Raw genomic sequence first — 15,986 nt, 5'->3', positions numbered from 1 at the left:
AGGCCAACAAGGTATAATTATGGTCAGCACAACTACTCAGTCGTCCGGTGAATACTTGTTGGAAATGACCGGTGTTAACAAGTCTTTCCCCGGTGTTAAGGCACTCGATAATGTTAATTTAAAAGTGCGTCCTCACTCTATTCATGCCTTGATGGGGGAGAACGGTGCGGGTAAATCAACATTATTAAAATGTCTTTTTGGGATCTATCAAAAAGATTCTGGCAGCATTCTTTTTCAGGGGAAAGAGATCGATTTCCATTCAGCGAAAGAAGCACTGGAAAACGGTATCTCGATGGTTCACCAGGAATTAAACCTGGTACTGCAACGCTCGGTAATGGATAACATGTGGTTGGGACGTTACCCAACCAAAGGTGTGTTTGTCGATCAGGATAAAATGTATCGCGACACCAAAGCGATTTTCGATGAGCTGGATATTGATATCGATCCGCGCGCCCGCGTGGGGACATTATCCGTTTCCCAGATGCAGATGATCGAAATTGCCAAAGCGTTCTCCTATGACGCGAAGATCGTCATCATGGATGAACCCACGTCGTCATTAACGGAAAAAGAGGTTAATCACCTTTTTACTATTATTCGCAAGCTGAAAGATCGCGGCTGTGGCATTGTCTATATCTCGCACAAAATGGAAGAAATCTTCCAGCTGTGCGATGAAATTACCATCCTGCGCGACGGCCAGTGGATTGCCACTCAGCCGCTGGAAGGGCTGGACATGGACAAGATCATCGCCATGATGGTCGGCCGTTCCCTGAACCAGCGCTTCCCGGACAAAGAAAACAAGCCGGGTGAAGTGATTCTGGAAGTGCGCAATCTCACCTCGCTGCGCCAGCCGTCCATTCGCGATATCTCGTTCGACCTGCACAAAGGCGAAATTCTGGGCATTGCCGGACTGGTAGGGGCCAAACGTACCGATATCGTTGAAACCCTGTTTGGTATCCGGGAAAAATCGGGCGGCACCATTACGCTGCACGGTAAAAAAATTAACAACCATAACGCCAACGAAGCCATTAATAACGGTTTCGCGCTGGTGACGGAAGAGCGTCGCTCGACCGGTATTTATGCCTATCTCGATATTAACTTTAACTCGTTAATTTCGAACATTCGTAACTATAAAAGTAAAATCGGTCTGCTGGATAATTCCCGCATGAAGAGCGATACCCAGTGGGTAATTGACTCCATGCGCGTCAAAACGCCAGGGCATCGCACCCAGATTGGTTCGCTTTCGGGCGGTAACCAGCAGAAAGTCATTATCGGCCGTTGGTTATTAACCCAGCCAGAAATTCTGATGCTGGATGAACCAACCCGCGGTATTGATGTGGGTGCAAAATTTGAAATTTATCAGCTGATTGCTGAGCTGGCGAAAAAGAATAAAGGGATCATTATTATTTCTTCCGAAATGCCGGAACTGTTAGGGATCACAGACCGTATTCTGGTTATGAGCAATGGTCTCGTTGCCGGTATTGTTGACACCAAAACGACAACGCAAAACGAAATTTTGCGTCTTGCGTCTTTGCACCTTTAAGATCAGGGGCTCCTCATGAGTGCGTTAAATAAGAAAAGTTTTCTCACTTATCTGAAAGAAGGCGGTATTTACGTTGTTCTTTTAGTATTACTGGCCATTATTATCTTCCAGGACCCTACGTTCTTAAGCCTGCTGAACTTGAGTAACATTCTGACTCAGTCCTCCGTGCGTATCATCATCGCACTGGGCGTGGCGGGGTTGATTGTCACCCAGGGGACTGACCTGTCAGCAGGACGTCAGGTAGGGCTGGCGGCGGTTATTGCGGCAACGCTGCTGCAGTCGATGGAAAACGCCAACAAGGTGTTCCCGGAAATGGCCACCATGCCGATTTTCGTGGTGATCCTGATTGTCTGCGCCATCGGTGCGGTGATCGGCCTGATCAACGGCATCATCATTGCTTACCTGAACGTGACGCCATTTATCACCACGCTGGGTACGATGATCATCGTTTACGGTATCAACTCCCTGTACTACGACTTCGTGGGCGCGTCGCCAATCTCGGGCTTTGACAGCGGCTTCTCGACCTTTACGCAAGGATTTATCGCGCTGGGCAGCTTCCGCCTGTCCTATATCACCTTCTATGCGCTGATTGCCGTGGCCTTCGTTTGGGTGCTTTGGAACAAAACCCGCTTTGGTAAAAACATTTTCGCCATCGGCGGTAACCCGGAAGCGGCGAAAGTCTCCGGCGTTAACGTTGCCCTGAACCTGCTGATGATTTATGCGCTGTCCGGTGTGTTCTACGCCTTCGGCGGGATGCTGGAAGCGGGCCGTATCGGCTCTGCCACCAACAACCTTGGCTTCATGTACGAGCTGGATGCGATTGCGGCCTGCGTGGTGGGCGGCGTCTCCTTCAGCGGCGGCGTGGGTACCGTGCTCGGCGTGGTCACCGGTGTGATCATCTTTACCGTCATCAACTACGGTCTGACCTACATCGGCGTGAACCCTTACTGGCAGTACATCATTAAGGGCGCCATCATCATCTTCGCGGTTGCGCTGGACTCACTGAAATACGCACGTAAGAAATAATGGCATCTCGCATTATCCGGCCCGCTCATTGAGCGGGCTTTTTTTTACGCTAGCGTGGATTCCTGTCCGGTGACTATGCTCTCGAACCAGTCAAGTTCAGAAAGCTTGCAGGCTATCCACTGTTCTGAAAAGGCTTCGCCTAAGCTGTCGGTGAGATACTGGCAGCGGGAAAACGCCTCGATTGCCTGCTGCTGGAACAGTGGAAGTTCTGGCTCATCACACTGCGGTTCCGGTAAATCATCCTCATCGACATTTTCCAGACCGTACAACATACCTGTCAGGATGGTTGCCGCAACGAGATACGGGTTGGCATCAGCGCCCGCCAGACGGTACTCAATACGACGGTTGCTCTCATCAGAGCAGGGGATACGCAGCGCGGCAGTGCGGGTGTTATAACCCCATGAATGGAATAATGGCTCTGTAAGGTTTTTACGAAGGCGCCGGAAAGCGTTAACGCCGGGGGCCAGAATGGCGATGGAGGCGGGCATCAGCGCCAGCTGACCTGCGATGCATAAGCGCATCATGCTATTGAGTTCATCAGCCGGTGAGGTAAATACGTTTTCACCGTGAATATCATTCAGGCTGAAATGAAAATGCAGGCCGCTGCCGGACAAGAGGCTGAACGGCTTGGCCATAAAGTTAGCCTGAAGGCCGTGCTTTTCAGCGACAAACCGCGTTAACCGACGCAGTGCCAGGATATTGTCACATACCTCCACGACCCGATGGCTGTGCTTCAGGTTTAACTCGAACTGACCTGATTCAGCCTCTGCCACAATGCCGGTCAGGGGGATATGCTGCCGGTGTGCCAGCTGTTCCAGCTCGTCAAACAGCGCAGCGTGGGCTGATGACGTATCCATATGAAAGCAGCCCTGATTCTGAAGCGCCTGAGTGCCAGGCCCCGTCAGGTAGAACTCAATTTCCGGTGCCATAACCGGGTTCAGCCCGTGCTGATGAAAACGCGCGAGAACGTTCTGCAATATGACGCGTGGCTCAAGGGGACAAGGTTGCCCGTCGCTGTCCTTCATCGTCAGGAGGATCTGCGCGGTATGCAGCGGATCGTGTGAAGAGGGGCGGAGGGAACCGGCAACCGGCATGCAAAGTCGGTCTGGCTCATCGTCACGTGACGCGGCGACTTTCCCTTTTTGATCCATCGAATAGACCGAGAGAGGAAAATAGCAGCCTTTCTCCAGACTCAGCATGCTGTCTACGGAAAGTCGCTTACCGCGCATAATGCCGTTGATATCGTTGAGACAGACATCGATGTGTTTGGTTTGTGGGTAACGCTCGAGATAATCCGCCACTTCCACCGACAGGCTCTGCTTCAGAGAGGCAAGCTTCTCCTCAAGATAGAGGCCGGAATTTAGCGCGGTCGGCAGCGATAAACCCGGGAAAGTAAAGTACGGGCGGATACTTTTCAGGAAAAACGCGTTCATTATCGAGTTCATAGTCAGTCTTCAATGAAGCCGTAGCGGCAATGAACTCAGCGTAAAAGGTCAGGTGTAAAGAGGGGATAAAAAGCGTAGCACCCGGCGTAAAGAAACTATAAACGGAGGCTATTTTTTCTCTTTTTTCTGCAGATCGAGCAGCTGTTCTGGCGTCACCGCCGGATAACCCTGCGCATCTTCTGGCACTTCGTGCATTGCCGGGATCGGCACCAGCGGGCCTAAAAAGCGCGGTTCACGTTTGAAGATGTAGAGATCGGCTAATGCGCCGAAGCGGGCACCGAACTCGCGCACGCGCACGCTCAGCATGTCTTTTGGCGACGGCACGGCGTAGCACTGCGCCTGGATACCCATATGCAGCGCAATAAACAGCGCGCGCTCGCAGTGGAAGCGCTGGGTGATGATGATGAAATCGTTAGTGTCGAACACCTTGCGGGTGCGCACGATGGAGTCCAGGGTGCGGAACCCGGCGTAGTCGAGCACGATATCGGCAGGATCGACGCCTGCGGCAATCAGGTCCTTACGCATCGTCACCGGTTCGTTGTAGCTTTGCAGGGCGTTATCGCCGCTCAGCAGCAGGTAATTCACCTTGCCGCTGTTATAGGCGTTCAGCGCACCCTGTATGCGGTAGCGGTAATACTGGTTGATCACGCCGGTGCGGTAATACTTGGCGGTGCCGAGCACCACGCCAACCTGACGGTAGGGAAGATCCTGGAGGTCGTCAAAAATGTAGGGGGCGGTTTTCCAGCTCATCCAGCGGTCGAGACCGAGCACGATCAACAGCAGTATGCCGACCAGGACAGACAGGCTGTAAAAAACGCGCTTTAACATGGAGATGGCTCGTTCGTGGATGAAAGTTCACTCAGGCTACTGTACCCGCCTGGTTAGCGCAAGAAACGGTGAATCAACTGAGGGCTTTTTCAGCAAACTGGCGGGCATTTCTGCCCGCCGGAAGGTTCAGGCAAGCAGCACGCGGTCGATTGTGGTGCAGCCCAGCGCTTTCAGCGTCGCGGCGGTGGCGTCCCACTGAATCAGCGGCGCATCGGCTTTTTCTGCCAGAATGGCGCGCTGAATGTCCGGATAGTCGTAGCCGTTCAGGCTCAGCAGGTTAAGTGCGCCCTGCAGTGGAGGCAGCGTAGGGTTAAACGCAGCGTTCTCCGCATAGCTGCCGGTAAAGATGCGGCCATCACGGCACTGTAGCGCCACGCCGCTTGGCGATTGACTGTACGGCGTATGGCTCTTGTTCGCCGCACGAATGGCCGCTTCGCTCAGGTCATCGCCGGACAGGGCGAAACCGTGATCCTGCTCGTCCATCAGCAGCGTTTTAATCTCAAGATCTTTCGGACCGAAGGCGTCCGGCAGGTAATCCCCCAGCGTATGCGGCGCGCGGCCCGGCAGGTTAATGCGCAGCTGCAGCCCGCTGTTCAGCTCGTTCATAAACTGACGGCAGTGACCGCAAGGGGTGTAGTTAACGGTGATGGCGCTCAACGCTTTTTCACCGCGCAGCCAGGCGTGGCTGATGGCGCTTTGCTCGGCGTGAACGGTCTGCTGCATGGTTGCACCGAGGAACTCCATGTTTCCGCCGAAGTACCAGGTTCCGCTTACGCCGCGTGCAATGGCGCCGACGTTGAAGTGGGAAAGGTCGGCACGCGCGCAGGCAGCAGCCAGGGGCAGCAGTGCGAAAGCCAGCGCGTCTTCATCCAGTCCCGTTGCCTGTTTCAGCGTCGTGACCTGCTCCGCCGTCAGCTGGGCGGGGAAATGCGCATCCGCCAGAACCGGAGCCAGGGCTGATTGCAAATTCTCGGCAAGCTGGGCGAAAGCAGCTTGAAAACGTGGGTGCATGGCGTTTGCCTCATAAAGGTTAATGGATCGGTAGTGTACGGAGCCGTTAGGGCTTTATATGTGATCCAATTCTCATTATGTATGCAACTTATGAAAACAAAATGAAAATTGCGCGACGCATCGCAAATTTTAGCCCATCACCGCCAGAATAATCGGGAAGACAAAGGGGGCAATCAGGGAGGTGATAATCCCGCAGATCACCAGCGCCAGCGAGCTAAACGCCCCTTCCTGATAGTCCACTTCGGCGCAGCGCGCGGTGCCCAGGGCGTGAGACGCAGTCCCCATCGCCAGACCACGTGCCGCTTTGGTGCGGATCTTCATCAGATTCAGCAGGGTATGGCCAAACACCGCGCCCAGGATCCCGACGAAAATCACGCACATCGCACTGATGGCCGGAATGCCACCGATGCTGCCGCCCACGGCCATCGCAATCGGTGTGGTGACGGACTTCGGTAGAATAGAGGCGGCAATCTGCGGAGAGGCGCCCATTAACAGGGCCACCGAGGTGCCGGTGATCATCGCCACCAGGCTACCGATAAAGCAGATGGTGATGATGGACTTCCAGCGGGCGCGGATCTGGTGCAGCTGTTCATATAAAGGAAATGCCAGCGCAACAACGGCAGGCTGCAGCAGATCGTTTAAAATTTTGCTCCCTGCGAAGTAGCGTTCGTAGGGGATGCCGGTGAGCAGCAGGAACGGAATAATCACCACCATCGCCACCAGCAGCGGGTTGAGCAATGGCATTTTGAAGCGTACGGCAAGTTTACGTGCAGCGAAGAACACCGCCAGGGTTAACGGCAGCGACCACCAGATATTGGCCATCATTTTTTTGTTTTCTCCCCGACCACTTTACGTTCGCCATGCACGATGTGCGAACTCCAGCTCACCACCAGGAATACCACCAGCGTACTGACCGCACAGGAGACGACAATCGGGCCGAACTGCGCTTTGAGCACGTCGTAATATTGCATGACGCCTACGCCGATGGGCACGAAAAGCAGCGCCATGTAGCGGATAAGGACGAAGCAGCCTGGATTGACCCACTTCGCGGGCAGCACCTGTAACGCCAGCAGCACAAACAGGATCAGCATCCCGATAATGCTGCCGGGAATGACGATCGGCAGCAGCGAGGCGATGAAAATCCCGGCGTACAGGCAGGCGTAAATCAGGACGAATGCGCGCAGATACTGCCAGATTGTATTCAGTGATTTGCTCATGGTGAAAGTCCTTGATGAAACGCATTCATCATACAATTAAACCCAGAAATGTGCCACGGATCACATCATGAAATTTGAGCATACCAGACATTCCAGAATGGAACGTCTGGTATCACCGCACAGGGACAGGCTACAGTTTAGAGGAAAGGAATTACAGTGGCGAAGTGACGAGCCAGAGAAATGCCTCTGAGTCAGGCATTGCATTGGGCGGTGAGTTTATCCAGAAAAGAAAACAGCACTTGATTCATTTCACGGTAATCATGCGAGCGTAATTTTTCAGCCGTTTCGACAAAACGGAATTCTCCCGCACGGCGGAGATCGTTCTGCGAATGTTCGATAAGCAGCTCAACCACATCCGACGTTAGCTCCATATGGCACTGAAAACCGTAAACCCGTTCGCCGTACTGCACGATCTGACGAGGACAGCCCTCGCTGTAAGCGAGCACCTTTGCCTGAGGCGTCAACCCTGGCATGTCGTTATGCCAGTGACCGACGTCCAGCCCACCGCCAAAATCCTCAAAAAGCGGGTTCGCCTGGCCTGCATCCGTGAGCCTGACGGGAAATTTACCGATCTCTTTTTCCGGGCTGTGGCAAAACGCTGCGCCCAGCGCTTCACCGATAAGCTGCGAGCCCAGACAAACGCCAATCACCGTTTTACCCGCCTCTATTGCGCGGCCGATGAGTCGCATTTCCGCTTGCGCATCAAACCAGGGGCACTCCTTAAGCGTGGTGGCAGGTGATTGCGGGCCTCCCATAATGATAAGCATGTCTGCGCTCTCCAGTTCCTGAGGTAAAGGGTCATCCTGATAAACCCGGGTGTAGCTCAGACTACAGCCGCGGCTTTTCCCCCAGATTTCATAGGCGCCTGGCGCTTCGAAATGTTCATGAATGATAAAATGAATGTGCATTGCTTCTCTCTCCGGTTACGTGTACAAGCAGCATCATAAGAGGAAGGGAGGAATGTGAAATGCCAACCGTTATCGATAAAACGCCAATTCACGACGATGCTATCGGATGGTCCAGAGGGGCAATTAGCTATACGCGCGGCGAAGTGGATCCGCCCCACCAGCATTCACAAGGTCAACTTTTGTTTGCCATCAAAGGCGTCATGCTGGTCGAAACCGGCAGCAAACGCTGGGTAATACCGCCACAGCGTGCGCTGTGGATCCCTCCCTTTCAGGAACACACCTACAGCGTGTTATCCGCAACAGAACTCCGCGCGGTCTGGTTTAGCCCGGAATTAATAACGCAATGCAAACCGTTTAAGCGGAAAGAGGATATTCACGTGATTAAGGCGACTGCGTTGTTCAAAGAGTTGATTGCTGGACTGTTCAGTTCGGAATACCGGCCGGCAAGTCAGCGAAGCATGGCTGTTTTGCTGCTCGACATTCTTAGTGAAACGCAGCAGATCTCGGCCGAATTGCCGATGCCTATTGATGAACGGTTACATCGTGTTGCCTGTGACATTATTGCCAACAATCTGTGGGGTGTTTCTATGGAAAGGCTGGCGGAGCAGGCCGCTATGTCTGAACGCACATTTTCACGCGCGTTTATCAAAGATACAGGCTTTAGCTTCCGGACCTGGCGACAGCGCGCAAGGATTTGTGCCTCGCTGGACCTGCTCGCAAACGGATACCCCGTTAAGCAGGTGGCCTGGATGCTGGGATTTTCCGGCCCGGCGGCATTTGCGGAGGCGTTTCGTGCTGTAGTGGGAGCAACGCCAGCTGACTTTCTCCCTGAACAGAAGCGCTTCCCAGCGATATAGAGAGCAGCTACTATAGCGCGTCTTTTTTCACAGGTACTGCTATGCGTGTTTTACTGGCCCCTATGGAAGGCGTGCTCGACTCCCTCGTGCGCGAGCTTCTGACCGAGGTGAACGATTACGATCTCTGCGTGACGGAGTTTTTGCGCGTGGTCGATATGTTGTTGCCGGTAAAATCCTTCTACCGTCTGTGCCCCGAGCTGCACAACCAGAGCCGGACGACCTCCGGTACGCTGGTGCGTATTCAGCTGCTGGGGCAGTACCCTGAATGGCTGGCGGAGAACGCCGCCCGTGCGGTTGAGCTGGGCTCTTATGGCGTCGATCTCAACTGCGGCTGTCCGTCGAAGATGGTGAACGGCAGCGGGGGCGGGGCGACGCTGCTGAAAGATCCTGAACTCATTTATCGCGGCGCGAAGGCGATGCGTGAGGCCGTGCCGTCGCATCTGCCGGTGACGGTCAAAGTGCGCCTGGGCTGGGACAGCGACGCGCGTCAGTTTGAAATTGCCGATGCGGTGCAGCAGGCCGGTGCCACCGAGCTGGTGGTGCACGGGCGTACTAAAGAGGACGGCTACAAAGCGGACCGCATTAACTGGCAGGCAATCGGTGAGATCCGCAAACGCCTCAGCATTCCGGTTATCGCCAACGGCGAAATCTGGGACTACGAAAGCGCGCAGGCCTGCATGAAGGAGACGGGCTGTGATGCGGTGATGATAGGCCGCGGCGCGCTGAACGTGCCGAACCTCAGCCGGGTGGTGAAATATAATGAACCGCGTATGCCGTGGGCAGACGTGGTCACGCTGCTGCAAAAATACAGCCGTCTGGAAAAGCAGGGCGACACCGGTTTGTATCACGTTGCGCGTATTAAGCAGTGGCTCAGTTATTTGCGCAAGGAATATAGCGAAGCGTTAGGTTTATTTCAGGAGATCCGTACGCTACAGACCTCTGCGGATATTGCACGCGTGATCCAGTCAAAATAATAAGCGTTAATTTGCTCACACTTTTTTAAAATATAAAACGATGCAGGTTTTCAAGGTGGCGTGACGGTGTTAAGGTGCCACTGTTTTCAACGCAGGATTGTTACTGGTTAACAGGCAAAACCTAAGCGTTTCACAGCATTAACCGCTGTGGAGCGCTTAGGTTTTTTTTTGCCTGTCATTCACGCAGGAGAACCATTTGGCCTAACGCTTTTTGCTGGAACGAATAATTAAAACACGACGGGAAATAGAAAAATTTCCTGCGAACGGTTACGCACTAATACTCAGCTACAGGTTGCTATTATGACAAATAAAAATAATCTCTATGCCCTCGCTTTATTGATGATATCGCCTTTAACAATGGCGCAGGAGTGGAATGGAACGGTATTAGGGTTTGAAGCCCCGCCGGAGCCTGTTCTGGGCGAAATGCTCGGCATACGTAAAATCCTTAACGATAACGGTTTTACCTATAACCTCGGATACCTGAATGAAATTGGCTGGAACGGCGGTGGCGGATATAACCACGACTCCCACGTGGCCTATATTGACCAGTTCGCGCTGACCTTCAACCAGGATCTGGAGCGCTGGACGGGTATCCCGGATGCGCGTATCGAGGGGAACATCGTCAACCGCAACCACAACGACGACCTCACCACCAAACGCGTGCAGGATCCGCGCGTGAACTTCAACGATTTGACCCAGGAAAGCTGGGGCGGGCAATCCATTACTCGTCTGGGCTGGCTGACGTTTGCCCGCAGCTTTGATGACCGGCGTCTGACCTGGCGCATCGGGATGATGAACAAGGTGCAAACCTTCGACCAGATCATCCCGTGCGACTTTCAGCTGCTCTCCCAGTGCGGCGGGAAATCGGCCAACTCGCTGACCTGGAACAACTGGAACGTTCACACCTGGGGCACCACGCTGGAGTATAAGCTCACGCCAACCGTCACCTTAAAAGGCGGCGTGATGGAGCAAAACCCGGACGCCTCCAGCCGCAGCCACGCGTGGAGCTGGTCGACGAAGGGCAGCAAAGGGGTCTTGCTCCCGGTCGAAATCGAAGCGCGTCCGCTGATTAACGGTCTGCCGGGCGCCTATAACCTCGGCGTGGTCTTTACCAACGCGCCGCAAACCGATCTCTACCGCGGAAAATCCGGCGGGGCTGGGGCGAGCGATCCGGACGGTTACGAGAAGCATAACCGCACGTGGTTCATGTACGCCGGGCTTAACCAGCAAATCACGCAGCACAGGGACGATCCGAATCGTGGGCTGAGCACCTCGGTCAGCATGAGTCTTGCGGATCAGCGCAGCAATTACATGCATCAGGTGTATGCCGCCTCGCTGCGCTATCGCGGGCTGTTTGACGCCCGCCCGGAAGACTGGATTGGCTTCGGGATAACCTGGATTGATATGAGTAGCCAGTACGCCCGCAACCAGCGCTATATGAACAGCCTGAGCGGCGTGTCGGACTATAACGATCCGGCGTATCACCCGGTGCCGGGCCACTCCCTGAACGGTGAGTTTTACTATCGCTTCCGTCCGGTGCCGTGGCTGGAGCTGCAGCCGGGCATTCAGTACTGGCACCATCCGGGCGGTGTGTCCCGGACGCAGGATGCCTGGGTAACGGAGCTGAAAACCGTTGTGACGTTCTAGCAATGTCGATCCGCATCACGTTTCTGATGCGTGACGTATTGAGGCTACGAATGAAACTGATAGAGTGCCAGAACTGGATTGTTACTGCTTCGGCAGGCAAAACCTGATTTTCTGGCTTCTGCCGGAGGTCAGGTTTTTTTGTTTCTGGGGTTCCGATGAAAATCGCCAAGATACTCAATAATAACGTGGTGGTTGTTCAGGATGAGCGCGGGCGCGAACAGGTGGTGATGGGCCGCGGGCTGGCCTTTCAGAGGCGCGTGGGTGACGCGCTGGATACCGCGCTGATTGAAAAGGTGTTTGCGTTACAGAGCGATGAGCTGGTGCAGCGTCTCGGTGAGCTGCTGAGCCAGATCCCGCTGGAGGTGATGACCACCTGCGACCGCATAATTGGGCTGGCGGCGCAGCGGCTGGGGAAATTGCAGGAAAGTTTGTATATCACCCTGACCGATCACTGCTACTTCGCGATTGAGCGCCAGAAGAAAGGGCTGGCGATCAAAAACGTGCTGCTGTGGGACATCAAGCGCCTCTATCCGAAGGAGTTTGAGCTGGGGCAGGAGGCAAGGGCCATTATCGCCAAACGCCTGAACGTCGAGCTAGCTGAGGACGAAGCGGGGTTTATCGCGCTGCATCTGGTCACCGCGCAGCTGAACAGCGAAATGCCGGAAGTGATGCACGTGACAAGGGTGATGCAGGAGATCCTGCAGCTGGTGAAGTATCAGCTGCAGCTGGAGTACGACGAAGAGTCGCTCAGCTATCAGCGTTTTGTCACGCATCTGAAGTTTTTTGCCCAGCGGATGCTGACCCGCACCGTGGTGGACGATGACGATGTCTCGCTGCATACCGCGGTAAAGGACAACTACGCGAAAGCATGGAAATGCGCCGAGAAAATCGCGCAGCACCTGAACAAAATCTATCAGCGCGAGCTGACGACCGAAGAAATTATGTTCCTCGCCATTCATATTGAACGGGTGAGAAAAGAGGGGCGTTAAGCCTCAAATCTGGATTGTTACTGCATAACGCAGGCAAAACCTGAGCGCGGCCTTCGAAAGGAGGACGTTCTCGGGTTTTTTTATTTTTATACTCAGTCAACAGGTGCCTGCGGGCATCGGATGTAAGGAAATCGAGATGGAATACCAGGCTTTAGCGACGGATATTCTCGGCCACGTTGGCGGAAAAGAGAACATTGTCAGCCTTGTCCACTGCGCGACCCGGCTTCGCTTTAAACTGAAAGATAACCAGAAAGCGGATGCCGAAGGGCTGAAGAAAAATCCGGGCGTGATTATGGTGGTCGAAAGCGGCGGCCAGTTCCAGGTGGTGATTGGCAACCACGTGCATGACGTCTGGCAGGCGGTGCGCAAAGAGGCCGGGCTCACTGACGATGCGCCAGCCGTGGAAGAGAAGGGCGACAAGGGCAACCTGCTGGGCCGCCTGATTGACATCGTCTCCGGAATTTTCACCCCGTTTATCGGCATTCTGGCAGCCTCCGGTATTCTGAAAGGGCTGCTGGCGCTGGCGGTTGTCTGCGGCTGGCTCACCCCTGAAAGCGGCACCTATAAAATCTGGTTCGCGGCCAGCGACGCGCTGTTCTTCTTCTTCCCGCTGGTACTGGGCTATACCGCGGGCAAGAAATTCGGCGGCAACCCCTTTATTACCATGGTGATCGGTGGGGCACTCACCCACCCAATGATGATTGCGGCGTTTAACGCCAGCCAGCAGCCGGGGGCGGTTTCCGAGGCGTTTCTCGGCATCCCCGTGACCTGGTTCAACTACAGCTCGTCGGTGATCCCCATCATTCTTGCCGCGTGGGTCAGCTGCTGGCTGGAAAAACAGAGCACCAGGCTGCTGCCATCCTCAATGAAAAACTTCTTCGCGCCGCTGATCTGCTTAGGCGTGACCGTGCCGCTGACCTTCCTGGTGATTGGCCCGCTGGCAACCTGGCTCAGCCAGCTGCTGGCCAACGGCTACCAGTGGATTTACGTCCTGGCACCGTGGCTGGCGGGCGCGGCGATGGGCGCGCTGTGGCAGGTCTGCGTCATCTTCGGCCTGCACTGGGGGCTGGTGCCGCTGATGATCAACAACCTGGCGGTGCTGGGGCATGATTCCATGCTGCCGATGCTGCTGCCTGCGGTGTTCGGCCAGGTCGGCGCGGCGCTGGGGATTTTCCTGCGCACTCGCGATGCGCGTCAGAAAATGCTGGCCGGGTCGTCCGTAACGGCGGGGATTTTCGGCATCACCGAACCAGCGGTCTATGGCGTTAACCTGCCGCTGCGCAGACCCTTTATTTTCGGCTGCGTGGCGGGGGCAATCGGCGGCGCGGTTGTCGGCTTCAGCGACACCCACGTGTACTCCTTCGGCTTTGCCAACGTCTTTACCATCGCCCAGATGATCCCGCCGGGTGGGGTAGATGCCACGTTGTGGGGCGGCATCATCGGCACCGTGGTGGCGCTGGTGCTGAGCTGCGTCCTGACGCTTGTGGCGGGCATGCCAGCACGCTCAGCGCCCGAGGCGGTTGCGCCAGCGGGTGAAAACGATGTGCTGGCTCCGATGACCGGTACCGTGCTGGCGCTCGATCAGGTGCCCGATACCACCTTTGCCAGCGGCCTGCTGGGCAGCGGTGCTGCCATCATTCCCTCCGACAACAGGGTGGTTGCCCCGTTTGCGGGCGTTGTTGCCTCTCTTTTCCAGACCAAACACGCCATTGGCCTGCTCAGCGACAGCGGGATTGAAGTGTTAATCCACGTGGGAATCGACACCGTGAAGCTCGATGGTAAACCGTTTACCGCCCACGTGAAGGTGGGCGACAGGGTGCAGCCGGGCGACCTGCTGCTGGAGTTTGATCGTCAGGCGATTATCGATGCCGGATACGACCTGGCGACGCCGATCATTATCAGTAACAGCGACGAGTATCGCGAGGTGGCGACCGTGGCGGCAGCGTCCGTTAACGCCGGTGCACCGCTGCTCAGCGTAAGCCATCAATAACAGGAGAACGTGATGAAGACTTTCCCGGACGATTTTTTATGGGGCGGCGCGGTTGCCGCGAATCAGGTAGAAGGCGCGTATCTGGAGGATGGAAAAGGGCTGTCCACCTCAGACGTCCAGCCGCAGGGGGTGTTTGGCCCGGTGGTGGAGCGCGTGGCGGGCGACAGCGGAATTAAGGATGTCGCCATCGACTTCTATCACCGCTACCCGGAAGATATCAAACTCTTTGCCGAAATGGGCTTTAGCTGCCTGCGCGTCTCCATTGCCTGGACGCGTATCTTCCCGAACGGCGATGAGCAGGCGCCAAACGAAGCGGGGCTGGCGTTTTACGACAGGCTGTTTGACGAGCTGGCCGCGCACGACATCACCCCGCTGGTCACGCTGTCGCACTATGAGATGCCGTGGGGGCTGGTGAAGCAGTACGGCGGCTGGGGCAGCCGTCAGACGATTACCTTCTTTGAGCGCTACGCCCGCACCGTGTTTGCGCGCTACGGGGAGAAGGTGAAGCTGTGGCTGACCTTCAACGAAATCAACATGTCTCTGCACGCGCCGATGACCGGCGTGGGCCTGCCGGAAACCAGCAGCAAAGGGGAAGTGTATCAGGCGATCCACCATCAGCTGGTGGCCAGCGCGCTGGCGGTGAAAGCCTGCCACGAGATCATCCCGGATGCAAAAATTGGCAACATGCTGCTGGGCGGCCTGATGTACCCGCTCACCTGCAAACCGGAAGACGTGCTGGAAGCGCTGCAGGAGAACCGCGCCTGGCAGTTCTTTGGCGACGTGCAGTGCCGCGGGGCGTACCCAGGCTATATGCTGCGCTTCTTCCGCGACAGCGGCATCCAGATTGATATCACCGACGCCGACCGCGAGGCGCTAAAATCTACCGTCGATTTTATCTCGTTCAGCTACTATATGACCGGCTGCGTAACGACCGATGAAGAACTGAACCAGCAGGCGCGGGGCAACATCCTGAGCATGGTACCAAACCCGCATCTGGCAAGCTCCGAGTGGGGCTGGCAGATTGACCCGGTGGGTCTGCGCACGCTGCTGAATGTGCTCTGGGATCGTTATCAGAAGCCCTTGTTTATTGTAGAAAACGGCCTTGGCGCGAAGGACAAACCGGACGCCGACGGCGTAGTGCAGGACGATTACCGCATCAGCTACCTTAACGACCACCTGGTGCAGGTGCGTGAGGCCATTGACGACGGCGTCGAGGTGATGGGTTACACCAACTGGGGGCCGATCGATCTGGTGAGCGCGTCCAAAGCGGAACTGTCCAAGCGCTATGGCTTTATTTACGTGGACCGCGACGACAGCGGTAAAGGCACCCTGGCCCGCAGCCGCAAAAAGAGTTTTTACTGGTATAAAGAGGTGATTGCCACGAAGGGGGCATCGCTGAAAGCCTGACAGGAATAACGTCGCCCGGCGCAATGCCGGGCAAATAGATCAGAAAATCATTTTGAATACGCCGGTAACCACTAACAGCCCTATCAAAAATATAATTAAAATAACCCACAGTAATATTTTCATTCCCTTCTCCTGCCCGTGTATGAC

The 15,986-nt window shown here is 55.3% G+C and carries 13 protein-coding genes and 1 pseudogene; 8 read left to right on the top strand and 6 right to left on the bottom strand.

All coding sequences use genetic code 11. From position 1 onward, the window contains the following. Positions 1-19: 19 nt before the first annotated feature. On the top strand, positions 20-1,540 hold the full coding sequence (mglA, locus tag HV355_RS03895) for a galactose/methyl galactoside ABC transporter ATP-binding protein MglA (protein WP_010433543.1): 1,521 nt from the start codon (positions 20-22) through the stop codon (positions 1,538-1,540). Between the two features lie 15 nt (positions 1,541-1,555). After that, a complete protein-coding gene (mglC, locus tag HV355_RS03890; RefSeq protein WP_010433547.1) occupies positions 1,556-2,566 on the top strand; it encodes a galactose/methyl galactoside ABC transporter permease MglC in 1,011 nt (336 codons plus the stop codon). Positions 2,567-2,610: 44 nt separating this feature from the next. Here the strand turns inward: mglC and HV355_RS03885 are convergent, their stop codons facing one another. The 6 genes from HV355_RS03885 to HV355_RS03860 form a co-directional block, all read right to left on the bottom strand. Continuing rightward, on the bottom strand, positions 2,611-3,999 hold the full coding sequence (locus HV355_RS03885; protein WP_182400974.1) for a glutamine synthetase family protein: 1,389 nt from the start codon (positions 3,997-3,999) through the stop codon (positions 2,611-2,613). Positions 4,000-4,119: 120 nt separating this feature from the next. Next, positions 4,120-4,839, bottom strand: coding sequence for an outer membrane permeability protein SanA (gene sanA / locus HV355_RS03880; RefSeq protein ID WP_010433553.1), 720 nt, complete (start codon positions 4,837-4,839; stop codon positions 4,120-4,122). 126 nt (positions 4,840-4,965) lie between these two features. Continuing rightward, positions 4,966-5,850, bottom strand: a complete 885-nt coding sequence (gene cdd / locus HV355_RS03875) for a cytidine deaminase (protein ID WP_126817484.1) — start codon at positions 5,848-5,850, stop codon at positions 4,966-4,968. A 129-nt stretch (positions 5,851-5,979) separates the two neighbouring features. Next, positions 5,980-6,675, bottom strand: coding sequence for a CidB/LrgB family autolysis modulator (locus HV355_RS03870; protein WP_042715955.1), 696 nt, complete (start codon positions 6,673-6,675; stop codon positions 5,980-5,982). Continuing rightward, on the bottom strand, positions 6,672-7,067 hold the full coding sequence (locus tag HV355_RS03865) for a CidA/LrgA family protein (RefSeq protein ID WP_042715956.1): 396 nt from the start codon (positions 7,065-7,067) through the stop codon (positions 6,672-6,674). Before HV355_RS03865 ends, HV355_RS03870 begins: the two co-directional genes overlap by 4 nt. Positions 7,068-7,258: 191 nt before the next feature. Then, on the bottom strand, positions 7,259-7,975 hold the full coding sequence (locus HV355_RS03860; protein WP_182400972.1) for a type 1 glutamine amidotransferase: 717 nt from the start codon (positions 7,973-7,975) through the stop codon (positions 7,259-7,261). 59 nt (positions 7,976-8,034) lie between these two features. Here HV355_RS03860 and HV355_RS03855 point away from each other — a divergent pair, with 59 nt between their 5' ends. The 6 genes and pseudogenes from HV355_RS03855 (at position 8,035) to ascB (ending at position 15,839) form a co-directional block, all read left to right on the top strand. Next, the gene (locus tag HV355_RS03855) at positions 8,035-8,832 is read left to right on the top strand and encodes a helix-turn-helix transcriptional regulator (protein WP_108416592.1); all 798 of its coding nucleotides are present in this window, start codon (positions 8,035-8,037) and stop codon (positions 8,830-8,832) included. A 41-nt stretch (positions 8,833-8,873) separates the two neighbouring features. Continuing rightward, complete coding sequence (gene dusC / locus HV355_RS03850) at positions 8,874-9,806, top strand: tRNA dihydrouridine(16) synthase DusC (protein ID WP_108416591.1); 933 nt, start codon at positions 8,874-8,876, stop codon at positions 9,804-9,806. 300 nt (positions 9,807-10,106) lie between these two features. Further along, complete coding sequence (locus HV355_RS03845) at positions 10,107-11,453, top strand: carbohydrate porin (protein ID WP_182400970.1); 1,347 nt, start codon at positions 10,107-10,109, stop codon at positions 11,451-11,453. Positions 11,454-11,608: 155 nt separating this feature from the next. After that, entirely contained in the window at positions 11,609-12,442 is an 834-nt protein-coding gene (gene bglG, locus HV355_RS03840) for a transcriptional antiterminator BglG (RefSeq protein WP_182400968.1), read from the top strand. 24 nt (positions 12,443-12,466) lie between these two features. Continuing rightward, a pseudogene (gene bglF, locus HV355_RS03835) lies at positions 12,467-14,432 on the top strand (PTS beta-glucoside transporter subunit IIABC). 12 nt (positions 14,433-14,444) lie between these two features. Next, positions 14,445-15,839 carry a 6-phospho-beta-glucosidase gene (ascB, locus tag HV355_RS03830; RefSeq protein WP_182400966.1) on the top strand — a complete coding sequence of 465 codons (1,395 nt, stop codon included), beginning with the start codon at positions 14,445-14,447 and terminating at the stop codon, positions 15,837-15,839. Positions 15,840-15,986: the final 147 nt, after the last annotated feature.

The organism is Enterobacter sp. RHBSTW-01064 (genome assembly GCF_014103035.1).
Lineage (GTDB): Bacteria > Pseudomonadota > Gammaproteobacteria > Enterobacterales > Enterobacteriaceae > Enterobacter > Enterobacter mori.
Note: the sequence above shows the minus strand (reverse complement) of the source record. Positions and strands in the feature narration are given on the sequence as shown.